This window comes from Pseudovibrio sp. W74 (assembly GCF_001623085.1).
GTDB lineage: Bacteria > Pseudomonadota > Alphaproteobacteria > Rhizobiales > Stappiaceae > Pseudovibrio.
The window spans coordinates 163,477-186,944 of sequence record NZ_LMCJ01000017.1 but is presented as its reverse complement, the minus strand read 5'-3'; the positions used below and the strand labels follow the sequence as shown (position 1 = coordinate 186,944).

General features: G+C 51.7%; 19 protein-coding genes and 1 pseudogene. 6 read left to right on the top strand and 14 right to left on the bottom strand.

Annotated features, from left to right (window positions below):
- Positions 1-384 precede the first annotated feature (384 nt).
- Complete coding sequence (locus PsW74_RS12175; protein ID WP_063290469.1) at positions 385-711, bottom strand: hypothetical protein; 327 nt, start codon at positions 709-711, stop codon at positions 385-387.
- Positions 712-1,207: 496 nt separating this feature from the next.
- On the opposite strand from PsW74_RS12175, the gene PsW74_RS12170 reads away from it, so the two are divergent.
- Positions 1,208-1,564, top strand: a complete 357-nt coding sequence (locus PsW74_RS12170) for a VOC family protein (protein ID WP_057465498.1) — start codon at positions 1,208-1,210, stop codon at positions 1,562-1,564.
- Positions 1,565-1,845: 281 nt separating this feature from the next.
- Here the strand turns inward: PsW74_RS12170 and PsW74_RS12165 are convergent, their stop codons facing one another.
- The 6 genes from PsW74_RS12165 to PsW74_RS12140 all read right to left on the bottom strand — a co-directional run bounded on the left by PsW74_RS12165 (position 1,846) and on the right by PsW74_RS12140 (position 9,141).
- Positions 1,846-2,913 carry a hypothetical protein gene (locus PsW74_RS12165; protein ID WP_063290470.1) on the bottom strand — a complete coding sequence of 356 codons (1,068 nt, stop codon included), beginning with the start codon at positions 2,911-2,913 and terminating at the stop codon, positions 1,846-1,848.
- Positions 2,914-3,035: 122 nt separating this feature from the next.
- A complete protein-coding gene (locus PsW74_RS12160) occupies positions 3,036-3,512 on the bottom strand; it encodes a YaiI/YqxD family protein (protein ID WP_057465450.1) in 477 nt (158 codons plus the stop codon).
- 72 nt (positions 3,513-3,584) lie between these two features.
- A complete protein-coding gene (locus tag PsW74_RS12155) occupies positions 3,585-4,904 on the bottom strand; it encodes an amidase (protein ID WP_208987952.1) in 1,320 nt (439 codons plus the stop codon).
- 233 nt (positions 4,905-5,137) lie between these two features.
- A complete protein-coding gene (locus PsW74_RS12150) occupies positions 5,138-5,521 on the bottom strand; it encodes a CesT family type III secretion system chaperone (RefSeq protein WP_063290472.1) in 384 nt (127 codons plus the stop codon).
- Entirely contained in the window at positions 5,511-6,392 is an 882-nt protein-coding gene (locus tag PsW74_RS12145) for a hypothetical protein (protein ID WP_063290473.1), read from the bottom strand. The genes PsW74_RS12150 and PsW74_RS12145 overlap by 11 nt, the downstream gene beginning before the upstream one ends.
- Before the next feature lie 295 nt (positions 6,393-6,687).
- The gene (locus PsW74_RS12140) at positions 6,688-9,141 is read right to left on the bottom strand and encodes a Tex family protein (protein WP_063290474.1); all 2,454 of its coding nucleotides are present in this window, start codon (positions 9,139-9,141) and stop codon (positions 6,688-6,690) included.
- A gap of 376 nt (positions 9,142-9,517) precedes the next feature.
- On the opposite strand from PsW74_RS12140, the gene PsW74_RS12135 reads away from it, so the two are divergent.
- Positions 9,518-9,907, top strand: a complete 390-nt coding sequence (locus tag PsW74_RS12135; protein WP_063305832.1) for a hypothetical protein — start codon at positions 9,518-9,520, stop codon at positions 9,905-9,907.
- Positions 9,908-9,982: 75 nt separating this feature from the next.
- On the opposite strand, the pseudogene rpiB reads toward PsW74_RS12135, so the two are convergent.
- Both rpiB and PsW74_RS12125 read right to left on the bottom strand, forming a co-directional pair.
- Positions 9,983-10,431 (bottom strand): annotated as a pseudogene (gene rpiB, locus PsW74_RS12130) (ribose 5-phosphate isomerase B).
- A gap of 46 nt (positions 10,432-10,477) precedes the next feature.
- Positions 10,478-11,587 (bottom strand): ATP-dependent RecD-like DNA helicase, encoded by a 1,110-nt coding sequence (locus PsW74_RS12125; RefSeq protein ID WP_057465454.1) that lies wholly within the window; start codon positions 11,585-11,587, stop codon positions 10,478-10,480.
- Positions 11,588-11,766: 179 nt separating this feature from the next.
- Between PsW74_RS12125 and PsW74_RS12120 the strand changes: the two genes are divergently transcribed.
- Entirely contained in the window at positions 11,767-13,143 is a 1,377-nt protein-coding gene (locus PsW74_RS12120) for a glutamate decarboxylase (RefSeq protein ID WP_063290476.1), read from the top strand.
- A 32-nt stretch (positions 13,144-13,175) separates the two neighbouring features.
- Here the strand turns inward: PsW74_RS12120 and PsW74_RS12115 are convergent, their stop codons facing one another.
- On the bottom strand, positions 13,176-14,129 hold the full coding sequence (locus tag PsW74_RS12115) for an aminoglycoside phosphotransferase family protein (RefSeq protein WP_063290477.1): 954 nt from the start codon (positions 14,127-14,129) through the stop codon (positions 13,176-13,178).
- The gene (locus PsW74_RS12110) at positions 14,122-15,165 is read right to left on the bottom strand and encodes a P1 family peptidase (protein WP_057465456.1); all 1,044 of its coding nucleotides are present in this window, start codon (positions 15,163-15,165) and stop codon (positions 14,122-14,124) included. The genes PsW74_RS12115 and PsW74_RS12110 overlap by 8 nt, the downstream gene beginning before the upstream one ends.
- Before the next feature lie 403 nt (positions 15,166-15,568).
- Here PsW74_RS12110 and PsW74_RS12105 point away from each other — a divergent pair, with 403 nt between their 5' ends.
- Positions 15,569-16,504: a sugar kinase gene (locus PsW74_RS12105; protein ID WP_063290478.1), complete on the top strand. Its 936-nt coding sequence runs from the start codon at positions 15,569-15,571 to the stop codon at positions 16,502-16,504.
- Positions 16,505-16,549: 45 nt separating this feature from the next.
- Here the strand turns inward: PsW74_RS12105 and PsW74_RS12100 are convergent, their stop codons facing one another.
- On the bottom strand, positions 16,550-17,242 hold the full coding sequence (locus tag PsW74_RS12100) for a FadR/GntR family transcriptional regulator (RefSeq protein ID WP_063290479.1): 693 nt from the start codon (positions 17,240-17,242) through the stop codon (positions 16,550-16,552).
- A gap of 549 nt (positions 17,243-17,791) precedes the next feature.
- Here PsW74_RS12100 and PsW74_RS12095 point away from each other — a divergent pair.
- Both PsW74_RS12095 and PsW74_RS12090 read left to right on the top strand, forming a co-directional pair.
- A complete protein-coding gene (locus PsW74_RS12095; protein ID WP_063290480.1) occupies positions 17,792-18,736 on the top strand; it encodes a 2-hydroxyacid dehydrogenase in 945 nt (314 codons plus the stop codon).
- Positions 18,737-18,854: 118 nt separating this feature from the next.
- Positions 18,855-19,877 carry a LacI family DNA-binding transcriptional regulator gene (locus tag PsW74_RS12090; protein ID WP_082830546.1) on the top strand — a complete coding sequence of 341 codons (1,023 nt, stop codon included), beginning with the start codon at positions 18,855-18,857 and terminating at the stop codon, positions 19,875-19,877.
- 6 nt (positions 19,878-19,883) lie between these two features.
- Here PsW74_RS12090 and PsW74_RS12085 read toward each other — a convergent pair whose 3' ends face one another.
- The gene (locus PsW74_RS12085) at positions 19,884-20,849 is read right to left on the bottom strand and encodes an aldo/keto reductase (RefSeq protein ID WP_063290482.1); all 966 of its coding nucleotides are present in this window, start codon (positions 20,847-20,849) and stop codon (positions 19,884-19,886) included.
- 127 nt (positions 20,850-20,976) lie between these two features.
- Positions 20,977-23,343: a HEAT repeat domain-containing protein gene (locus PsW74_RS12080; RefSeq protein ID WP_063290483.1), complete on the bottom strand. Its 2,367-nt coding sequence runs from the start codon at positions 23,341-23,343 to the stop codon at positions 20,977-20,979.
- Positions 23,344-23,468: the final 125 nt, after the last annotated feature.

Sequence of the window (23,468 nt, the reverse complement as noted above, 5' to 3'; positions counted from 1 at the left end):
TCATCACAGCCAATGCACTCCTCAGAGATGGTGTTCCATTCAATGCATAAACACAGTTGCCGGGTCTCCGCTACGCTCCACCCGGGATGACAATGGGGGAAACCAATTAGCTAAAGAGTAAGCCCACTTATCTGCTGGCACATGATGAACATCAGCCAAAAACTACGCCTACCACCTTCTCTTCACGCAATTCACCCATCGCCGTCTTCCCGGACAAGCAGCGCGCAGATCCGGGATCCAGAGCCACGCCCATCAACGCATCTATACACACTCGAAGATGCTGGCCTGCGGGCACACTTCGCCCGGCCGCAGACCAGCAGGACACTCATGAAGGGCTGTGTAAGGGTGGTCGAGGCCAGCCCTTGGAGTGCCGTTCACAGTGATCTAATCAAGAGACACAATATTGGTTTCGACCGGTGGTGGAGAGGCGACGCTGCGTGTCACGTGACCGGAAAATCCTTTAGGGAAGGACGTGCCGGACAACGCATCGGTTAAAATTCCGCAGGTCTTATCAAGTGCCTCTAGGCGGTTACATAAAGCGTAGTGCAAAGTGAATAAAACGTCACGTTCACAACTGTTCTTCATCCGCTCGCTCAGCACCATATGCTGCATATAAGCAAGGTTTTGAAGATCAGAAACAGCAACGTTCACGTCATCAAATTCATTCTGAAGAGTATTTGTGGCGCCACAGGCGCATGCAGTGTCGTCCATATTCAAAGCCTCGTTGTTGGCTGTTGAAGGACCGCACGACAAATGAGCTTTCTACTGCCCACTGGCGAGCGGGAGGGTAGAAACCTGACAACGACAGGCGGGTTTATTCCCCCCCGAAGGAGGTGTTGTATTCACCGCCCTCCCGCTCATAACAAAGGGTTTGCACCTTCAGAAAAAAGGCACAAAAAATCCGCCAGTTACGGGAGCGGGTACCGCGTTGAGAGGTTTCTACGCCTCACATATGAATGTGGAATGGAACCGCCCACCTGTCAACGGAAAGTTGCAACAACCCCGCACCTGTTGCCCTAAGGATACGCTCACGCAGGATCATAGAGTGTAACTCGTGATAACAGTCTGTCATCATGAAATAGCATTCGCGGACCCAAGAGGGCCTTCGCCGCGACCTAACTCACGGGAACTATGCACTTGCCTGCAACCAGATGACCAAGCATAATTGGCATCTAAAGTCAGGCTGCTTAGGACTTCACGGATGGCGATATCTTTAGGACGTTTAATTATCTATACCAAAAAACTGCCTCAAATGGCCAAATTTTATTGCCGATACTTTGGCTTTGATGAAATCCAGAAAGACGGGGATCGGATTGTAGAACTTCGCCCGCAAAGTGATGGTTTCTCTATACTTTTACACGCTGCATCAAAGGGGCAAAAGGAAGGTCAGTCCTTGGTCAAACTTGTTTTTGATGTTGAAGATGTTCCAAGTTTCTGCAAGGCAGCGGGAGACCTTGGATTGCAATTCGGGCCAGTCCATCAGGCAGATGGCTATTGCTTTGCCAATACAACTGACCCATCCAACAACAAGGTGTCAGTATCTAGCCGCGCCTTCACGGTGTAACCATGTTGATCGCGACCTTACAATTGCCTGCGTAGTGATTGGGTGACGATTCATAGAACCGAACACCAAATCACCGCTCCGTTCATCCGGCATAACGGCGATGGCGCAACAGGCAAAGCATCAATCGCCTCCCCTCCTTCGTCTTCCCGCACTTGATGCGGGATCTAGAGCCCCACGCCAACGCCTATCCTCAAAGCACTGGGTACCGGATCTCCGCTCCGCTCGTCCGGCATGACGGCAGTGGCATATGCGATTTGACATACGAACTCTACATCGAGCCGCTACTCAAAACAGCTCAGAACATCTCTCTCAAAATACGGCTCCTGGTTGACCCAGAACATGTAGTCCACCTTCATAAAGTCCTGCGCAAAAGCATGAAGTAGCGGCACGATATTCTGATCATTTTCAATCACTTCAGTTGTGCCCGTTCGTCCCGTATAGTTGCCATCCTGAATAGCAATCCCAAGAGGCGCGGAGTACGCCCGCTCATGCATCATAGCGATGGTATGGTTCAGCTGACCACGCCGCTTGACCATAAGATCCGGCGCACCCAAACCAACACCAATGCTTTCGCCATATTCATAGATTGAGTTCAGATAACCCTCATCTTCGAAGGGAAGCCACTCACCCGGCATAAAGTTCGCATACTGCATCGTAACCGATGTCGGAAACGCCGCCTTCATCGCGGACATGTTGCCCTTCAGCGCTTCAGAATATCTAGCCGGACTGAACTGCTCATCATCCTCAGCAGACACCCCAATGGCAGACTCTTGCAAATTGATACCTTCAATCCGCCCGTCAAAGGCTTGCCCCAGCGCCTGAAGAAGCTTGGCAAACCGCTCCTGCACCTTGTTGTTCCACCGCTTAGCGACCCAACCTTCCGGCTCGTTGTTATCGTTAAACTGATAAACAGCACCGCCTGAATACTCATCAGAAAGAATGTAGTCAGGAACAGGAACATAGTCTGGATTAAACGAAGCATCCTGAAGCTGGACGAACAGCCTCTTGCCTTTGGACTCCAGATACGCCAGATCCGCTTCAATCAGAGAGAAATCATAGGTTCCCTCGGAGGTTTCAAGCGCACGCCACGGATACATGATCTGCGCACCCGCAAACCGGGAACTCTCCAAGAACGGATGCTCCTCAATCGCCTCGCGGTCTCTGGCAAAATAAACAAAGTGTTTGATGCTATCCGGAGCAATGGGGCAAGCAGCACCCAGATACTCTTTGTAAGCCTCTGCATACCGATCTGCAGGGTTCTTCCACTTGGCGAATGCAGATGGAGACGAAAAAGAAAAAAGCGCAACAAAGCCTAAGGCAACACAATTGCGCACGCTGATAACTGGCATAGGGAAACGACCTGACGTCTATCGAGAGTAGAGCCCCAGAAAAGCGCTCAACTTTGTCGACAAAGAGGCCTACAGCACATCATCGCCAGTTTTCACAGAGCTTAATGGCAAACAGCACCCCGCTATACCGAAAACCCCTGACGCTTCAGCTGCTGAATAATCTGATCGATCTTCTGCAAAAACTGAGAACGATCTTTCGGTGAGAACGGCCGCGGCCCGCCTGTCTGCTCCCCAAAACTGCGCAGGTCTTCCATCAGGTTACGTGTTGCCAGCGCCATGCCAATGGAAGCTTCATCAAACACTTTTCCTTTTGGGGAAAGCGCAAGCGCACCAGCCTTCACCACACGGTCAGCCAGCGGAATATCCTGCGTCACAACAATATCACCTGGAACGGCCCGCTCAGCAATCCAGTCATCCGCAACATCAGGCCCATCAGGCACGATCACCCGTTCCACGTCCATGTCGCGCGGCGTGTTGATGAAACTGTTGGCAACAACAAACACCTTCAGACGATACCGGTCAGCAACCTTGTAAATCTCGTCTTTGACGGGGCATGCATCCGCATCAATATAAATAAGTATCTTTTTAGCGCTGGTCACAGCAGCTCTTCTCCTGCATCGCAGCGTATTCCCGAAAAGTGGTTCCGGTTTTCGGAGAGGAACACGCTCAAATCAGCCCTTTAGTCGCGCAGGAGCGATCACTTTGTCAATCAAACTTGCCATTTCAAGCACATGCCAGTCACGTCCAGCCCGTTCAATCAACATCAAACCCGTCCCCGGCATGCCATGCAGGTTCATGGGAATAGTCGCAGCACACCCATCAACCCAGTTCACAGCACGCGTATTTTGCGAAAGCTGACTGCCAAATTTCTCCGGATTACTGTCAACATCCTCAAGCAGCGGCGCAACAATCGGCACCGTCGGCGCAATCAGAATATCAAACTTGCCCGCCATCTCTTTAAAGGCACGGATAGCTTCCACCCGCTTCGAGCGCGCCTCTTCCATCTCTTTGCTCGTCACCTCAGTCGACTTGAGAATCCGCTGAACCACATAAGGATCTCCAGTCTCTTTGAGACCTTCTAAATACCCGCCAACCAAAGCAGTGGTCTCGTAACTGCAGATCGTCCCAAGAAAAGTCGCGCTATGACACAGGACAGGCTCTGAAACCGGCGCGATGATAGCACCCGCATCCCGGATTGCCTGCATCGAGCGATCAAAATCAGCACTTACCTGCGTATCCAGCCCCTCAGCCAATGGCGAAGCCACAAGCCCCACATGCAAGCCATCAAGGCTCTTTATCTTGCGCGGAGCAAGACACTGCCCCGAAAGCACAGCATGCAAACGGGTACACATATGTATTGATCGCGCAATAAAGCCCACCGTATCAAAGGAAGGACAAACAGAGAAAAGACCCTTAGTCGAAATCGCCGCGCGTGTCGGCTTAAACCCGTAAAGCCCATTAAGCGCTGCCGGAATTCGCACAGACCCGCCAGTATCGGTTCCCAGAGCCGCATCACACAGCCCCAGCCCCACACTCGCAACAGCCCCCGAGGATGAACCTCCGGGAATGCGTGCAGGATCAATCACATTTTCAGGGGACCCAAAACAGGGATTAAGCCCAAGCCCCGTAAAACCCAACTCACTCATATTAGTACGACCACAGGTAAACGCCCCTGCAGCTTTCAGGGCAGACACCACCTTGGCATCTTCACAAGCCGGAGCCCGCTTGCGCAGGAACGGCGAGCCAGCACTGGTGACAATGCCAGTTTCATCAAACAGGTCTTTGAGAGAAACGGCCACGCCATGCAAAGGCAACGAGTCATGCGCTTCTTTCTGCCGCTGATCCGCAGCCTCAGCAGCCCGCATAATTCTCTCGGCATCAAACTCCAGAAACACACGCTCTACACATCCATCAGGCAGGTCCATTGCCCGATCAATATATCGACGCGCTACATCTACCGCTCTGAAATGTATACGAGGATCTGTCGACAAGTTATCTCCACTCATCACGCATGCATATTTATCGCACTTTGATGGTTGTCGCCTGTTTTCCTCGTCAGTTCAATCATCTCCAAACAAAAGAGATACCAGTCTATTAATCTGCTACTGCGAAGCGCAGCAAAACTACAGTGTATCGCCGAAAAGTGGGAACCGGTTTTCGAACAAAGATACGCAAAAACAAAGGATAAAGCAGTTCAGATGCTTCAACACAAATGCGAACTGCTTTAGTTCCGGGCAGTGAGGGATGAAGCAGCAGAACCAAGCGCCTCAACGCTCTCCAGCAAATCTGGCAAAGACAATCCACTCAGCGCAATACGTGACCACAGCACCACAGAGTCATCATCCCCTTGCCCGACGATAATCGGATGGCCCGAAGGGTCAGGCAGGTTCAGCTTCAGCAGGCTGCTTTCACTCAGCCCCTCATGAATGGCCTCACGCTCAACCCGCACCAGCAGCTTAATATAGTCTGGCTCATTGCCCACAAAGTACATGCTGCGCGCACCATCAACATCCACCTGATAGACCTCATTCTCATCATACTCGTTGATCAGATACTGCCTCATGAGGTCTTTCATCAGGTGATGGAAGTTCACATTGTTAGAAGCCATGTTTTTTCCCAGCCTTCAGCCCCTCGAACTTCTCATGGAAGTATTTCGCAGGAATCTCATCCGCTTGAACAGTCTCTGAAGTCCAATCAGTCACGTAGGTAGTCGCAGGATTTTCCGTGGTACTGAGGCTTGAAAACATAAATTTGGACCTGGAATTCTGTTCAACAATAAAATTCTCAAGCTTCTTGCCCGGAACATTGGGAACGTCCAGCGACTTAAAGAAGCCCTGAATTTCCTCAAAAGGAACTGGCTTTAACCCCTCAATATCCAGAGATAAAGCAGGCTTTGGCCCGGCACGTGTCCACGACACCACGGTTGGCGCTTCACCCATGATACTCTGTTTCCCATCCTCAAGACGGAAAGCCCCTGGAAACGTCGGCCACGCATCAACAATAACGGCCTCTTGCGTAGGGTCTCTGGGATCACCAATCATGCAAAACGCATGATCAACCATTGAAGAGGAAACGCGAGCCACTGGTCGGTCTGTTTCTGATGCTGCCAGAAGCTTGTAGCTCACCTCCGCATGTCCGGAGCAGTTGCCGGCCTGCACACGAACAGAGCTTTCAGCCAACCCACCATGCTGCGGAGCTTTCGCTAGCCCATAGTTGGCTCGCAGATAACTCTCACCGCGCGAAGCAAACACCTCCGGAGTCAAATTGCCCGCACCATATGGAAGCAACTGCTTGGTCTGCCAGATGACTTTCTGCGCAACCTTCAGGTCTTCAAAGGCCTGCGCGGAAACGCGAACCTCCTTCCCCTGAAAATCCCCTAGATACTTCTGCGCTTTCTTTACAGTTGTGAAGTTAACAGCATCAGGCGTCTCAGCAGTATTAGAACGAAGACAATGAACAAGCGAGGCAAAGGACGGCACTAAATTCTCCCATTACACAACCTAAGATAGAACACACATCTCAAGATCAACAGTAACAATGAGAGAAATTCTAACTGTGAGATTCAGCACAGGGATCGATTACATTAACTTGAAGAAACACCAGGAGGAAAAATATAATTACTACAACATCATGATTTTAAAAAGCTTTGCCAATTCTACACCTCTGATCGATCAGGCATAAAAATAAAAATTATTTAAAATACAGAACTCCTAACAAAAAAAGAGCCCGCCAGCAGAACCAGCGGACTCCCCGAAAAACTGATTGGAAGCAGACTTACCGTTTAGGCTTGTTAAACGCCGCTGCCAGAGCCGCTGCCATGGCATTGTTGCTACCGCCGCTCGTATCAGCTGGCTTATTGCCACCACGATCACCCCCGCGAGGTCCGCCACCACGGTTTCCGCCATTCGGACGATTACCGCCGCCCGGACGACCTCCACCCTGGTTGCGGTTGCCACCCCGGTCAGCCTGCCGTTCCCGCACATTCTCACGAGCATCTGCACTGTCCTTGCGCATGGTCAGGCCGATGCGTTTGCGGGCAATGTCCACCTCAACAACACGCACCTTTACGATATCACCCGCCTTCACAACCGTATGCGGATCATCCACGAACCGGTCTGCGAGCTGAGACACATGCACCAACCCGTCCTGATGCACGCCGATATCAACAAAGGCACCAAAGTTGGTCACGTTGGTCACCGTCCCTTCCAGCATCATACCCGGCTTGAGATCCTGCATGGTCTCAACACCGTCCTGGAAGGAGGCGGTCTTAAACTCAGGACGTGGATCACGCCCCGGCTTTTCCAGCTCTGCAAAAATGTCCTTTACAGTCGGCAGACCAAACTTCTCGTCCGTAAACTCTTTTGGGTCCAGATTGCTCAAAATGTTAGAGCCCATGATCTCACGAATATCGCGACCACATGCTTTGATGATCTTTTGCGCAAGTGGATACGCTTCCGGGTGAACAGAGGACGCATCCAGCGGGTTCTCACCATCCGCAATCCGCAGGAAGCCTGCACACTGCTCAAACGCCTTTGGCCCAAGCCGCGCAACCTTCAACAACTGCCTGCGGTTTTTAAAGGTGCCGACCGTATCACGGTACTCAACCACCGCCTTAGCAAGGCCCTCTGTCAGGCCGGAGATATGCGCCAACAGCGGAGCAGATGCCGTGTTGAGGTCAACCCCAACCGCATTCACCGCATCCTCAACCACACCATCCAGCGAGCGGGCCAGCTTAGTCTGGTTCACATCATGCTGATACTGCCCGACACCAATGGACTTCGGCTCAATCTTCACCAGTTCCGCAAGCGGGTCCTGCAAACGGCGACCAATAGAAGCCGCTCCGCGCAAAGACACATCCACATCCGGCATCTCTTTCGCAGCCAAAGCCGAGGCAGAATAAACCGAAGCCCCCGCCTCGTTCACCATCACCTTGGTTGGGCGATGTTCTGCCGGAATATCCTTCAACAAGTCCGCCGCCAAACGATCCGTCTCGCGGCTGGCAGTCCCGTTACCAATCGCAATCAGGCTCACGCCATGCTTGGCAACCAATGCCCGTAAGGTGGCAAGTGACCCCTGAATGTCATTGCGTGGCTGGAACGGGTAGACCGTGGCCGTATCAATCAGCTTGCCAGTCGCATCAACAACAGCAACCTTCACGCCAGTCCGAATACCCGGATCAAGCCCCAGTGTCGCACGCGGCCCAGCGGGCGCTGCCAACAACAAGTCCTTCAGGTTACGGGCAAAAACCTTGATCGCTTCTTCTTCTGCTTTGTCGCGCAGCTCGCTCATCAAGTCCAGCTCAACATGAAGACCAATCTTCACCTTCCACGTCCAGCGACACACATCAGAAAGCCACTTGTCCGCAGGGCGACCGTTGTTCACGATGCCCGCCGCATCAGCAATCATCTGCTCCACTGGCTTCACAGCGGAAACATCATCCTCATCCACCTTCAGGTCCAGCGCCAGAATACCCTCATTGCGACCACGCAAAAGCGCCAGTGCACGGTGGCTCGGAATACTCTTCCAATTCTCAGAATAACCAAAGTAGTCAGAAAACTTCGCGCCTTCCTGCTCTTTGCCAGCAACAACTTCTGCCTTAACAGCACCCTGACGCGCCACATAGTTACGCAGTTTACCAACCAACTGAGCGTTCTCAGAAAAACGCTCCATCAGGATCTGACGAGCCCCATCCAGCACCGCCTTGGTGTCCGCAAACCCCTTTTCGGCATCAACAAAGCTGCCCGCTTCACTCTCGGGGGTCTTGTTCGGATCACTCAGCAGCAGATCTGCCAGCGGCTCAATGCCAGCCTCACGGGCGATCTGCGCTTTGGTACGGCGCTTCTTTTTGTAAGGGAGGTAGAGATCTTCCAAAGTGGCTTTGTTGTCTGCACCAGCAATTTGCTTTGCCAGCTCGTCGGTGAGCTTGCCCTGCTCTTCGATGGATTTCACAATCGCTTTGCGGCGATCTTCCATCTCACGCATATAAATCAGGCGCTCTTCCAACGTACGCAGCTGCGTATCATCCAATCCACCTGTCGCCTCTTTACGGTAACGCGCAATAAACGGAACCGTAGACCCTTCATCCAACAACTGCACCGCAGAATTCACCTGCCCCGGCGCACAGCCAATTTCACCCGAAATACGCTGAGAAATCCGCAAAGCAATATCAGCAGAAAGCTTACTCGCTTTAGCAGGAGAGGAAGAAGCAACAGACGTCAGATCAGACATTCAAATCTCGCAGGCTTATTAAAAACAGATGCCCACCCTAGGTCCCCAATGCGGGCAAAACTAGGTGCGAGAGGTGAATATGAACAGAGAAAGATAATGAAGACCAGAAGCACTTGAACACATTAAGTCTGCATCATCCAATGATCTAGACATTCAATTGCCCTGCAAACTTTTGCATATGATCTTGATTTTGGGCCACTCCGACTTCTGAAAGCGAATACCTGCCTTCTTATTGCAACCCATCATTTTTGTTTTCTCTCATATGAATATGATGAAAAAATTTCTTTTAAATGCAAATTTCCATGGCAAGAATGACCACCAACTAGCTGAATTATGTAGTATACCCGTAAAAGCTAAAATACAGGGGGCATTACTAATGAGACTATTAATTGCAGCTGCGGCGTGTTTGGTCGCGACATCGTCATTCGCAGACACCTATAAACGCGAAGTACCAGCCAACAAAGGTGGTTATGTGGATGGTGTCGGTTTCTACGACCGCTCAACCTGTTCTGCGGAAGCCATGCCAAGAGTAAAAATCAACAAAGAGCCTAAACACGGCAAACTTATCTTGAAACCATCCACTGGACCAATTAACCGAGACAACACCATCTGCAAAGGCAAGAAAATAAATGTTATGTACATTTATTATCAGCCTGAGAAAGGATACCGAGGTCCGGACGAAGCACGTATAAGCTATAGCATCATGACATCAGGGCGCACCCGAGGCGGTCGCGGCTCTAATTCCTACAAAATCACCGTCAAGTAATCCAATAGAAACCAAGCGCGGGCACGCCCGCGCACAAGCTTACTAAAACTTAGAGTCTGTCTCACCAGACAGGCGCTAAACTTCCAACGCTTCAATCATCTCCACTCGCATCGCATGTCGCCCACCCTCAAACTGGGCGGCAAGGAATGCATCCACGATATCGAGTGCAACTCCTTCGCCAATCACGCGGACACCCATAGAAAGCATGTTGGCATTGTTGTGCTCGCGGATCATGCGAGCAGAGAATGTGTCGCTAGAAACCCCGCAACGGATACCTTTAACCTTGTTCGCAGCCATCATGATCCCTTGGCCGGTACCGCACAACACAATCCCGAACCTGCAATCACCAGAAGCAACAAGTTGCGCAGCCGCTTCACCATGCTTTGGATAAGGCGTGCTTTCAGGCGTTGTCGGCCCAATGTCGACGACCTCCAACCCTTCTCGGCAATATGAGCCGCCACAACTTGCCGAAGCTGAATGCCTGAGTGGTCGCTTGAAAGAACGATGCGTTTGTTGGTCGTCATGAAATAGCTTTCCCGTTTAGCAAGGCACTTTGACGGCAAAGGGTGGTTACCGCACCACTGTAATCTTCTGCGCTGCACGGGTTACAGCCGTATAAAGCCAGCGCGTTTTGTGCTCACGAAACGCCCAGCTCTCGTCAAACAGCACTACATCATCCCATTGAGAACCCTGGGATTTGTGCACGGTCAGGGCATAGCCGTAGTCAAACTCGTCGGCACGGCGGCGGATGGCGTAAGGAAGTTGTTCGCTGCCTTCCTCGAACATCGCAGGCAGCACCTTCACCCTAATCGCCTTCTTGGAGATGTCATCCTCTGATGTAACGTCAAAGCGCAGCGTGTTACCGCGTGGCGGACGCAGGCGGGAGACTTCCCAGAGGCCACCATTCAGCAAGCCTTTAGTCTTGTCATTGCGCAGGCACACCAGTTTGTCACCAACGGACGGCATCTGTGTCGTGATACCCTTCAGGTCCCGAATCCGGCCGTTATAAAGCCTGCGCGTCTTGTTGGTCCCCACCAGAACCTGATCAGAGGCGAGGATCCGTTCTTTGTCGATGTCCCGACGGGAGATCACAGAACTGTCGCCATATTGGCCAAAATCCAGCTCTTGCCCATCGCGAATATCCATGGACATGCGCACAATCGGGTTGTCTTTCGCCTGACGATGAACCTCGGTGAGCATGATATCCGGCTCGGTCTCGGTGAAATAACCTCCACCTCGCACCGGCGGCAGCTGTGCAGGATCACCCAGCACCAGCACCTTTTTGCCAAAGGAAAGCAGATCGCGCCCGAGTTCCTCATCCACCATGGAGCACTCATCAATGATGATCAGGTCCACTTTCGCGGCAGGACTGTCCCGGTTGATGGCGAACTGAGGGCTCTCATCCTCGTCCTCATCATCCTTCTTGGTGCCCTTTGGACGGTAGATCAACGAATGGATGGTCGAAGCATCTGCACAGCCCTTTTGGCGCAGCACATGCGCGGCCTTACCGGTGAAGGCGCCAAAGGCCACCTCTCCATCCAGCCCTTCAGCCAGATGGCGAGCCAGAGTGGTCTTACCGGTACCGGCATACCCGAACAAGCGAAACACCTGCGGCCCGTGCGAACGGGACCAGCGCGCCACTTCAGTAAGTGCATCATCTTGTTGCGGAGACCAATCCATTCCAGACCACCTGTAATAACTTTCTCAAACCAGAATGAGTAATAAACGAAGCTGACCTGAAACGCCCTCGTTTTCTTAAAAAGGTCAACAGGACACTCCAAATTGAACCTGTGAAACTTACGTGGCCTTCAGGCACTGACGCTAGGGTTGCATCAGCTAATCATTTTCGGAGCAACCTCATGCCATTGTGGAAGACAAGTGCCAGCGAAAGTCCAGACATTTACGCCACGGCCCGCGCAGTTGAAGGACTTGCCAAAGAGCACATTCCAGAAACCGGAATGAGCCCGGAAGAGGCCTACAACCTTGTCCGCGACGAGCTCTATCTGGACGGCAATGCACGGCAGAACCTCGCCACTTTCTGCACCACATGGGTAGAAGATGAAGTCCACAAACTTATGGCCGATTGTATCGACAAGAACATGATCGATAAGGATGAATATCCGCAAACAGCAGAGATTGAAGCCCGCTGTGTTCATATCATCGCCAGCCTCTGGAACTCCCCGGAAGCGGAAGAAACAATCGGCTGCTCAACCACAGGCTCTTCTGAAGCCGCTATGCTGGGCGGCCTCGCCCTCAAATGGGCATGGAGAGATCGCCGCAAGAAAGAGGGCAAACCCTACGACAAGCCCAATATGGTTTGTGGTCCGGTTCAGGTCTGTTGGCACAAATTTGCCAAGTACTTCGATGTGGAGCTCCGTCAGATCCCCCTCAGCGAAGGGTCTCTCCATATGAGGCCTGAGCAGCTGAAGGACTACGTGGACGAAAACACAATCTGCGTCGTCCCAACCCTCGGCGTCACCTTCACCGGTGTTTATGAACCCGTAAGGGAAGTCTGCGAGGAGCTGGATAAGATCCAGGCTCAGACAGGTCTGGACATTCCGGTTCACGTAGACGCCGCATCCGGCGGGTTCGTTGCTCCCTTCCTGCACCCGGAGCTGCTGTGGGATTTCCGCCTCGATCGCGTAAAGTCCATCAACGCCTCCGGCCACAAGTTCGGTCTCGCACCGCTTGGTGTTGGCTGGGTGATCTGGCGAGATAAGAAAGAGCTACCGTCTGATCTGGTGTTCAACGTCGATTATCTGGGCGGCAACATGCCCACTTTCGCGCTGAACTTCTCCCGCCCCGGCGGTCAGATCGTCATCCAGTATTACAATTTCATGAGACTAGGCTGGGTAGGCTACAGAGACATCCAGTCAGCCTGCGCTGAGAACGCTCAATATCTCGCCGAAAAGCTGGCGGGGCTACCGGAGCTTGACATTCTGTACGACGGCAATGGCGCGCTGCCCTGTGTGTGCTATCGCCTCAAACACCCGGAAAAGGCCCACTATTCGCTCTACGATCTTTCAGAACGGGTGCGCATGAGTGGGTGGCAAATCGCCTCCTACCCACTGCCGGCAGACATGCACGATACGGTCGTCCAACGTATCATGGTACGCCACGGCGTCTCTCATGACGCAGTAGATCAACTCTTTCTGGATATCCGTAAGGCTCTGAACTATCTGGACAAAAACAACATCAAATGGTCAGAGGCAGGACCAAGCTTCTCTCACGGGTAGAGCATACTACCGTGAGAGAAACCGACTAAAGATCAGGCCAGCTGCTCAAGCAGCTGCGCCAGATACTCTGGTTCATCCAGATGGTTCTCAACCATCAGCTCAAACTCTTTGTAGGTAGCCACATATTGTACAGCTGCCATAAGCGCTCGTATTTCGCTTTCGCGCGTTGCAAGCGGGTGAGATGAGCCTTTTAATCCTGCGAAATAAGCATCAACAAACGCCTCACCGAGAGTTTTATCGATCTCGCACAGGAATGGATAAACGCCAGCAACATCATAGACCGGCAAGTCCCAGCGGCATTCATCCCAGTCAAGCACACCGACCAGCTCGCCAGAATTCTCGCTGATGAGTGTGTTGGGCGGTCCAAAATCACCATGGATCAGGTGTTTTGTCTCATTCAGGCTTCCAAGTTTACCCAGCGCGTCATCAAGCGCCGTCTCCACATCTGCCCAATAAGCAGAGCTCAGATACTTGGCATCGATGTTCTTGGAAGCTTCCAACTCAGAAAGCGCTGCCAACAAGGCTGCTCCTGACTTCAACGTCTCTTTGCTAACACCCGGACGTTCTTGTTCCGCAAATCGAAACGCATCTCGCTCCTCCCAAAGCTTGATGTGCAGATTTGCCAAGGCCTGACCACTCTGGCTGCAGGTCTCAATCTTATCCAGTGGTGGTGTCTCACCTTCGATCAACTCAAAGACAGAGTAGTAAGCACCCTCAACCTCGGTCAAACGCTCCTGATTAACGCCATAAAGCGCCTTCGGAACCTCATATCCGATCAAATCCTGCAGCAGGTCCAGACATTTGAACTCTGAAAGGATCTGCTCTTCAGTTCTGTTTGGATTGTGACGACGAAGAACAACAGGCTCCTCCCCGTCTATTTCTCCCAACCAGGTTTCATTGGCATGGCCCTCTCCAAATGAGGACCACCTGGTATTTTCCGGCAAGGCAAAAGCTTCATCAAGGAGCTTGATTTCCTGCTTATTCATTTGCTTCCCCCATTAACTCGCCAAAATCTCCCAATGCATAGCGCGTATTGCCATCACGGCCCGTTACTCGTTCTGCATTCAACATTGAATTGACGATAGCTTCCTCTGTAACTTCTGCAGTCGCTCTAAACACCCTGTCAATTCGCCGCTCATCCACTTGTTCCACCGAATGCGTGCGTTTTCTGCTCTTTGTGTCCACTGGATCCGCAGTTGTGAATGCTAAAGCTATATCGCCACTTCCATGACCAAGAAATGAACCAGTTCGTGCAAGTCCTACAGAAGTTCTCTTGGCAACCCGCTTCAACTGGCGTTCGCTGAGCGGCAAGTCCGTTCCAATGATCATGATGATAGACCCTTTCTCAGGTCCGCTCTCATCACGTGCCAGCTTTTCTTCAATCTGTGGCCCTAAATGCTGGCCCGCCAATGTAAAGTCCGGCATCCGGCCCATATTGGAAAGCACAAGCGCGCCCACATGGTACTCTTTGTTACCAAGCTTCACCTGACGAGAGGCACTTCCAATGCCCCCTTTCAGGCCGTAACAGGACATCCCACGCCCCGCACCAACCGCACCTTGCTCAAACTCTTCAGAAACCGCTTTAATCGCGTCCAGAGCATGCTGTGGGCGGACATACAACGCACTGATCTTGTTCAGGAAAGCATCATTACATTCAAACACCACTGGATTGATCGTGCCCATCACGAAATCAATATCCGGCGTTTCTGCCAAGGTATGCTGGATCAGACCTTCGCTCACTGCACCAACGCTTAGCGTGTTCGTCAAAAGGATCGGCGTCTCCAGCTCTCCCAGCTCTTCAACCTGCACCAGCCCAACACTCTTACCAAACCCGTTAAACACATGAGAAGCCGCGCGCGTTCTCAGGTTAAATGCATTCTCACCATGCGTGGTAATCGCGGTGACACCAGTCTGACAATCACCGTCGGTCAGCGTCACATGCCCGACTTTGACACCCGGAACATCACAAATTGTATTCCGCTGCCCCTTTGGCAAAGACCCAATATTGATTTTCTGAAACATTCCAACCTCTGGCACAAATCGTAGAGCATTCAAGTGTTACCAGTCCTATTTCATAGTTAATCAGCAAACAACGCTACCAGCCGCTTTCCCAGCCAAAATCAGGAAAGCGCTCACTCGAAATTGGCTGACCAATTTCACCACCGATGCCCTTTCCTTTTATGACTTGAATGATTTTCCATATTTAGTTCATCAAGAATTTCAATAAAATCAAAGAAAATAAGTGTAAGCAGCTAATTGCAAAATACCCTGAAATATCGGAAAATGGTCTACCAATTAGCTGCCACAAAACTCCCAGCGTCAGAATCTTTCCTGCATCATAGCAATCGCTCCGCTCGCAGGGAACTGAAAGGACTGGCCAATAGTGACGCATGCTGCCTGATACACTTTGAACAATGAGGACAAAATGACCGCAGAAATCATCAGCTTTGGGGAACCATTGTTCGAGTTCAATCAGGTTAAAGAGTATAGCGGAGAAGGACCGGATTACCTGTCAGGCTTCGGGGGCGACGCCTCCAACTTCGCATGTTGTGCGGCACGTCAGGGTGCAAACGTCGCCATCCTGACCCATCTGGGCGATGATGTCTTCGGCAACAAATTCATCGATCTATGGGAGAAAGAAGGCGTTAAAACGCACCTTGTCGAGCGCAATCCGATTGCCCCGACCGGCATCTATTTCATCTCCCACGACGAGCAAGGCCATCATTTCAGTTTCGCCCGCAAAGGCTCAGCAGCCTCGCAGATCACACCAGATCAACTGCCGGCAGATGCCATTCGTGCGGCCAAACTCTTCCATGTCACTGCCATCACGCAGGCCATTTCCACCAGCTCATGCGACAGCGTTTTCAAAGGCATAGAGATCGCCAAAGAAGGTGACACACTCACCTCCTTTGACACCAACCTGCGCCTGAAGCTCTGGGATTTGAACCGCGCTCGCGGCATCATTCACGAAACCGCCCGCATCGTAGACTTCATCATGCCAAGCGTCGATGAAGCTGAAGTGCTGACTGGCCTCTCCGACCCAGACAAAATCTGCGACTTCTACCTCAATCTGGGTTCAAAGAATGTCATTCTCAAGCTTGGCAAAGAGGGCGCGATGTACGCGACAGCCTCTGAGAGAAAGCGCGTTGCAGGCAATCCGGTAGAAGCCATTGATGCCACTGGTGCTGGTGACTGCTTCTCCGGCTCTTTCTTCGCCAATGTGGTGGCAGGCAAGTCGCTGGAAGACAGTCTCAAATACGCCAACGCAGCCGCAGCACTCACAACGCAAGGCTATGGCGCAGTCGCACCAATCCCGACACGCGATCAGGTCGAATCCTTCATGCAGGCTCGCAGCATCTGATTTATTGATGATGAGAGGGCTCGCAACAAATGGGGCGAGCCTTTTCTATTTAAATTGATCCCCAAAGAAGCCGATGTGGTTTCGCATCTCACGGCGTGCACCTTCAACATCGCGCGCTCTGATCGCGTCCAGAATAGCCTTATGCTCTTCGATCCCGTGCCGGCGTGCGAACTCGGGCAGCAACGGGTACAGCCCCTTGCTCATGTTCATACCAACTAGGATTTGCGGCTTCATGACTTCATAAACAGCCGCTGCATATTCATTCTTGGCAGCTTTCACCACTGCAGAATGAAAACGCATGTCGCCATCAATGGTGCCGACAGAGTCCAGCCCATCGCTGTGGATCTGCGCCAGTGCTGCATCCAGCTCTTCCATCTCTTCATCTGTCCAGCGCTCAGCAGCCAACGCCGCCATCTCGCCTTCAAAGGCCATTCGGGTTTCCTGGCATTGAATAACATCACCAATGCCGGAAATCGCAAATTCTCCGAGTGTGGGCGCAAAAGGCGTTGGAGTGACGTGCTCCTTGATGACAAAGCTGCCAGAGCCACGCACAGTCTTGATGTAGCCCTCTTTACGCAGGCGCTCCATCGCACCGCGTACAACAGGACGTGAAACGCCATACCGCTCACACAGCGCATTTTCTGTCGGAAGCTTGAGACCTTCCGGAAATTCTCCGGAGTCGACAGCATCTTTCATCTTGTCGTAAACCGCATTCGAGAGGTTTGCTGGACGGGCCACCACTCACACTCCAATTATTCTTGTTTTTAAGCTGTTTGCAGCCTTGGAAGTTTATTAATTTACAACAGCCGCCCTAAGCTAACAAGCTTGCCACCCTAAACCGGACCCTTTGACGCCTGGCCTCTCAAATCAAAAGAAATAAATAACAAAATCAGTTAGATAGAAGAATTCCAAAGGCAATTCCATAAGCGAACAACCATGTTCTCTAACCAGACTGCGACATTATGTAGTCTACTTATTTACAGCGCATCTTCCTAATATATCTGAGAGGGATTGTGGGGTCTCTCCAAGGTTGGGGGTGTTATTATGCGTCGACTTCCTTTTAAGACTGTTCAGTGTGCGGCAACTGACTTCTGTGGCACCATCGCTGTAACGAGTATTCTGGTAGGCATTCTCTATCTGATTTTCACGTTCACATGAGTCCGGTGGGTTTCCTGACACGTTGAAACGCAGGCATCTGTGGGGCAGTCGACACTCCCCACTGGCGAACGTCTGCAACTTGATGCATTCTTGACTTTGATGCTCAAGTAATCTTCAGATGACTGTCTTATGATCGATGTTCTTCAACTAAGCCTTTATGCGCCCAATGAAATCAACGAGGAGCTGGAAAAATGCGCCCCGCTTGCTCGCTATTGGGAACTTCAACAAGACGAAGAGCTGAGAGCTCGGACCTTGCCGAACATCCGCATCATCGCAACCAAGGGCGATGTTGGCCTCTCCAGTGAGCTGATGGCAGAAATGCCCAACCTTGAGCTCATTGCAGTCTATGGCGCAGGCTACGATAAAGTTGACCTGAAACAGGCCCGCGATAGAAACATCATCATCACAACCACACCAGACGCCTTAACCGAAGCCGTGGCCGATCACGTCGTGGCCCTTGCTCTGGCATCCTCTCGCCGAATTGCAGAGGGAGACCGCTTTATCCGCAATGGGGACTGGCTCAATGGCAAATTAGGTATCGGCTACAGCCTGCGAGGTAAAACACTCGGCATCTTTGGATATGGACGCATTGGCAGAAAAGCCGCCAAAATTTTAGGCGGCACATTTGGCATGCAAATTTTGTACTGTGATCGCAACGCAGACCCGAAACAAGATAAACAATGCCGGTCCTCTCCGCTGGAATTGGCAAGCGAATCCGACGTGCTTGTCATTGCTGCATCTGGCAGCCCTGACACAAAAAATATTATAGATATTAATATATTAGAAGCTCTGGGCCCGAGCGGGCTTTTGATCAATATCGCCCGTGGTTCATTAGTAAACACTCAACATTTGATCACTGCACTTGAGAACAGAACACTCGGGGCGGCAGCCTTGGATGTATTTCCAGATGAGCCCAATGTTCCCAACGAGCTGATCACGTCCCCCTACACAACCCTGACCCCTCACCTCGCGAGTGCTACACTCGAAACAAGACGAGAAATGGGGCGTCAAGTGATTGAAAATATTTCATCTTACAGGAAAAATGGAGAAGTATTTAACCGGCTAATTTTCTAACCTATACGTAATCCAAATAACATTTACATAGAAAAAACAAAAATATAGCTCACACGCACACGATTCAGGTGTTATTGTCGCCTGATAATTCAACTTACTTTATAAATAAAGCAAATTCATGCCTTTAAGAAAATCCAAAGTTACTGTGTCCGATATTGCGAAAGCAGCGGGAGTATCCGTTGCGACTGTCTCGAATACCATAAATGACACAGGTCGAATGACCGATGAAACCAAAGCTCGCGTAAAGAAAGCTATGCAAGAGCTGGGGTTTGTCAGAGATTACAACGCCGCCAAACTCCGGTCAGGCCGTTCGCGACTGGTCGGCGTTCTCGTGCCGGATATTTCAATTCCATTTTACGCTGAGTTCTGCACTTCACTGGAAGCTGCTCTCTCAGAGCACGGCTACCTGCCCGTTATCGCCAATGTCGGCGAAGACACCAAGCGTCAGCAAACCATGCTTGAAGAAGTCATCGGCCACGGCGTCGCAGGCATCACAATCAGCCCGAGCGCAGGCACGAAAAGAAGTGACTTCGAGATCGCCAACACGCGCAGAATTCCCGTGGTCACCTTCTGCCGGGAAATTGAAGGTCTGGCGATGGACTACATTGGCTCCAATAATTATCAGGCTGCCCAGCTGGCCACAAAGCATCTGCTTGAGCAAGGCCATCGCAAATTCGCAATGATTGCAGGCCTGCAGGAAACCATGCCGGGTCGAGAGCGCAAACGCGGCTTCTACGATGCCTTAAAAGCAGCAGGCATTCCTGAAACTGACATCCATGTGGAAGTATGTGGCTTTGATCGTGAATGCGGACGCATAAAAGCGCAGCAACTCGTCTCAAACAAGGCTGAGTTCACCGCCCTGCTCTGCCACAATGATCTTGTCTCAGTCGGCGCGGCAGCAGAACTCAAGAAAGCAGGCCGCAATATAGGCGAAGACTTGGCCGTCGTCGGCTTCGACAACCTGCCGGAAGGTGAAGCCTGGACCCCAGCGCTGACTTCGGTTGAAAGTTACCCGCGCACCATCGGAAAGGACGTTGCCAACTTACTCATCAAACGTCTGGATGGAGAACCAACACCAACCACCACAGAACGGGTAGAGCCGCATTTATTGGTACGCGACTCCTCCAGTTTTAAGGTCTAAGACCCCTTACTCAGGGCGCGGCTCGTCCCAAAGGCTTTCCCAGGTATACGGGCTGCCGGACAAGAAGTACTCATCGCCTGGAATAAAGCGATGGTTCTTGTCCAGATGCGCAATTCGGGACATATCATGCTCATCAAGATCGCATACAAGCGCCGCCAGGTTTTGCGCCAGACGTTCAGGATTACCTGACTTTGGCACAACGATAACCCCGTTCTGGATCGCCCATTTCAGCACCACCTGAGATGTCGTAGCGTCATGCTTCTCGGCAATCTCTTCAATGACAGGATGAGCGAGAACAACATCCTGCTTCTGCGCGTCCGTCAGATCCGCTGGAACACCACGTCCAAGCGGAGAGTATGCGGTCAGCGCAATGTTGTTGTGCAGGCAATACGAGCGAAGATCATTCTGCTGAAGGAAAGGATGCAACTCCACCTGATTAACAGCCGGAACAACCCGCGCTTCCATAATCAAATCTTCCAGCTTTTGCGTGCTGAAGTTGGAAACACCAATTGTGTTCGCCAGACCATCATCAAAGCACTCTTCCAGCGCTCGCCATGTATCCATCAGCGGCACATCTTCAAGCGAAAAATAATCTTCTGAACTGGTAGGCTTCTTCACGCCCGTCTTCAGCGCCACAGGCCAGTGCATGAGGTAAAGGTCAAGATAATCCAGCTGAAGGTCCGCAAGCGTCTTTTCCAGCGCGCCTCTCACATCTTCAGGCTTATGAAAGCTGTTCCATAGCTTGGAAGTGATGAAGAGTTCGCTGCGCTTGATGCCCTCTTCCTTCATGGCATCAGCAATCGCCTGCCCAATCTCAGCTTCATTGTCGTACATCATCGCGCAATCGATGTGGCGATACCCAGCAGTCAACGCCGCACGAAGTGCAGGATAGGTCTTACCCTCTCCAAAGTTCACCGTACCAAGGCCCAGCATTGGCATCTTGTAACCGGTAGAAAGTGTCTTGGATCGCATGATGCCCCCTCCAAAAAAGAAAACCTGCCAGCGAACGCCAGCAGGTTTCCTTACAACGTATTCCGCACCAGATAAATACCGATGCCCATCACGAGATTTGGTTTCGCCTCATTTGAGAGCAGATACCTCAAGCCACGTATTTGTTCAGCACTTCAAGAGCCGCCAGCTTGCGGGAAAGATCTCCATCCAGCCACTGCTCCATAGCACCAAGAACACTCTCCTGAGCATAGCAGCGCAAACACGTTGCAGCTCCTGGAATAAGAACGCCATTTTCCATCTGCGCAGCTTCGAAAATCTCATCCAGATTACTGGTATCTGAGTTTGCACTCACAAGCTCCAGCGCAGTCACTCGCAGGCGGCGACGCGGGCTTTTGAGATAGCTACGCACATCAATGTTAGTGTCAGGTTTTCCGGCCAAAACTTTCAGCGCTGAGGCAGAAACAGCGTCAGTTTTGTCCTTCAGGGCTGCCGTCACAACCTTCTCAGCTTCTGGATTTGAGGAGGTGCCAAGCAGCTCAACACGCATTGCACGCACAGCCACATCATTCTCTGGTGGCAAAGCAAGGATACGCTCGATGGCTTCCTCAGAAAGCTCAAGCCCATTCTCAACCAAATGAACAAGGCTCTGACTTGCAGCAAACCGAACCTGCATCTGACGATCAGACAAAGCAGATACCAGCGCATCAATCAGTTCAGGCCGCTTCGCATCACCACATATGCGCAAGGCCAGCAAACGAATGTCCAGAGCAGGATCATCCGGACGACCTGGAACAACGCGCTTCTTCTCAATCAGTTCATTCGCAAGCTCAAGAAAGTGCATGTCTTTCTTACCAAGATCGACAGGCTCTTCAGCCAGCTTCTCAATCTCGTCTTCAGTGTTCAGGATCGCACCGAGCGTTGAACCCGGGAAGGCAACAACATTGTCAGGCAGATCTTCAACATTCTCAATAGCGCCCTCTGGCACGTCTTCAGCAACAATTGGATCAGCACCAGCAGTGACCTTGGCAACCAGCTCTTCAGCAGAAGGCTCTTCGGCTACAACATCTTCCTCAGCCACAACTTCATTCGGCGCCTGAGGCTCAATCACATTGCCTTCACGGTCGATCTGAATGCGCGGCTGCTTGCCGTCACCCTTGCCATTGCTACCGAGATCGGACGGATCCTTCTCTTTTGCGCTATCGAGAATATCCTGATCATGCGCTTCTGGCATCAACTTGCCAGAAACTGCCCAAACCAGTTGTACAGCAGCATTGTCCGCAATATCGCCCTCACCTTCAGCCAGCTTGGCCAGAGAGTTCAAAGCAGCAAGGCGGATTTCCTGTTCTGCACTTGTCACCTGCTCCTGCAAAACGGCTAGACCATCAACACTCGGCTTCTCACCGTGAAGCACGATAAACGCCTTCAACACCGCCTCTTCTTGACGGTGGACAGCAATCTCGCTCAACAGAGCCGCCGCAGCTTCAGTCTCAACTTTCGCAAGCACAGGCACCAGCGCAGCAACAAACGCATCACTCGCACTGCGCAAAGAGCGTTCAATCCGCTCAATCAGCGCATCCGGTTTGGTGATATCAGAAGAAGCCATCCGCCCAAGCGCCATAATACGCAGGGTTTCTTCCTCGTCTTCAAAAGCAACCGTTTCAAGCTTTGAGTAGGAAAGTTTGCCAGATGCCTTCAGCGCCAGGCGGCGCATTTGCGGCTCGCTGTCAGCCAGCAACACAGCCAGATCAGCTTCTTCACCACGGGCCATCAGCACTTCAGCTGCAGCAACACGCACATCAGGATCAGCGTCTGCGAACAAAACGCGTAGGATCTCACCAACCCGCTCATCCTTCGCAGAGGAAAGCGCTCGAGCCGTATGTTCACGCACGCGCGCAGAAGCGTCCGTCGCCAGAGATGCCAGTTCAAGCAATCCAGCAACACCCATTTCAGAAAGCGCCATGGTCACTTCCGGCCAAACTTCCTGACCAAATGGATCACGTGCAGCTTCCAACAAAGCCGCAGCAGATGCTTCACATTTCAACGTGCCCAGCGCCAGAATGGACTTGCGCTGCACATCCAGCCAGTCATCCCATTCAGCGCCATAACCGTCCCATGCAACATCATCTTCGCAACGGTCTTTAGCCAGCTTCGTCAGCCAGTCTTCCGCAACTGTCCCGCCAACAATTGCAAGTCCGTCAATGGCAGAAAGCTTCACTTCCAGCACTGGATCACTCTGCAAACTCCACAGCAGAACATCAGCATCCAGGCCCTTGCCTGCACTGATAAGAGCTTCAACCGCATCACTGCGGACGTCTTCATCTTCATCTCGCAACGCTTCAGCAAGCGCAGCATGAGCAGTCGAAGTGCCAAATTTTCCAAGAATTTGAGCGGACAAACACTTTTCGCGCTCTTCGCCGTTTGCAAGCAACTCACACAAGATTTTCACGAGCTTATCAGTAGCTTCGGTCTGCTCCACTGCAAAATCCTGATCTAAATGCCTGATGGAAACCGTCATGATTGGCTTTTCTCCTCAAGCGTATTCCCGAGTAGTGGACTCCGGTGTTCGGGCAAGAATACGCAAAACAAAAACTTAAAGCAGGTTGAAAACAAACTGACTTAAGGCCCACTTCTGCAAAAAGG

Excerpts from the sequence above, each read along its gene's own strand:
- PsW74_RS12095 (WP_063290480.1), top strand. The coding sequence starts at position 17,792 with ATGATCGATGTTCTTCAACTAAGCCTTTATGCGCCCAATGAAATCAAC.
- PsW74_RS12125 (WP_057465454.1), bottom strand. The coding sequence starts at position 11,587 with ATGGATTGGTCTCCGCAACAAGATGATGCACTTACTGAAGTGGCGCGC.
- PsW74_RS12165 (WP_063290470.1), bottom strand. The coding sequence starts at position 2,913 with ATGCCAGTTATCAGCGTGCGCAATTGTGTTGCCTTAGGCTTTGTTGCG.
- PsW74_RS12135 (WP_063305832.1), top strand. The coding sequence starts at position 9,518 with ATGAGACTATTAATTGCAGCTGCGGCGTGTTTGGTCGCGACATCGTCA.
- PsW74_RS12080 (WP_063290483.1), bottom strand. The coding sequence starts at position 23,343 with ATGACGGTTTCCATCAGGCATTTAGATCAGGATTTTGCAGTGGAGCAG.
- PsW74_RS12090 (WP_082830546.1), top strand. The coding sequence starts at position 18,855 with ATGCCTTTAAGAAAATCCAAAGTTACTGTGTCCGATATTGCGAAAGCA.
- PsW74_RS12150 (WP_063290472.1), bottom strand. The coding sequence starts at position 5,521 with ATGGCTTCTAACAATGTGAACTTCCATCACCTGATGAAAGACCTCATG.
- PsW74_RS12110 (WP_057465456.1), bottom strand. The coding sequence starts at position 15,165 with ATGTTTCAGAAAATCAATATTGGGTCTTTGCCAAAGGGGCAGCGGAAT.
- PsW74_RS12140 (WP_063290474.1), bottom strand. The coding sequence starts at position 9,141 with ATGTCTGATCTGACGTCTGTTGCTTCTTCCTCTCCTGCTAAAGCGAGT.
- PsW74_RS12115 (WP_063290477.1), bottom strand. The coding sequence starts at position 14,129 with ATGAATAAGCAGGAAATCAAGCTCCTTGATGAAGCTTTTGCCTTGCCG.
- PsW74_RS12120 (WP_063290476.1), top strand. The coding sequence starts at position 11,767 with ATGCCATTGTGGAAGACAAGTGCCAGCGAAAGTCCAGACATTTACGCC.
- PsW74_RS12085 (WP_063290482.1), bottom strand. The coding sequence starts at position 20,849 with ATGCGATCCAAGACACTTTCTACCGGTTACAAGATGCCAATGCTGGGC.
- PsW74_RS12175 (WP_063290469.1), bottom strand. The coding sequence starts at position 711 with ATGGACGACACTGCATGCGCCTGTGGCGCCACAAATACTCTTCAGAAT.
- PsW74_RS12105 (WP_063290478.1), top strand. The coding sequence starts at position 15,569 with ATGACCGCAGAAATCATCAGCTTTGGGGAACCATTGTTCGAGTTCAAT.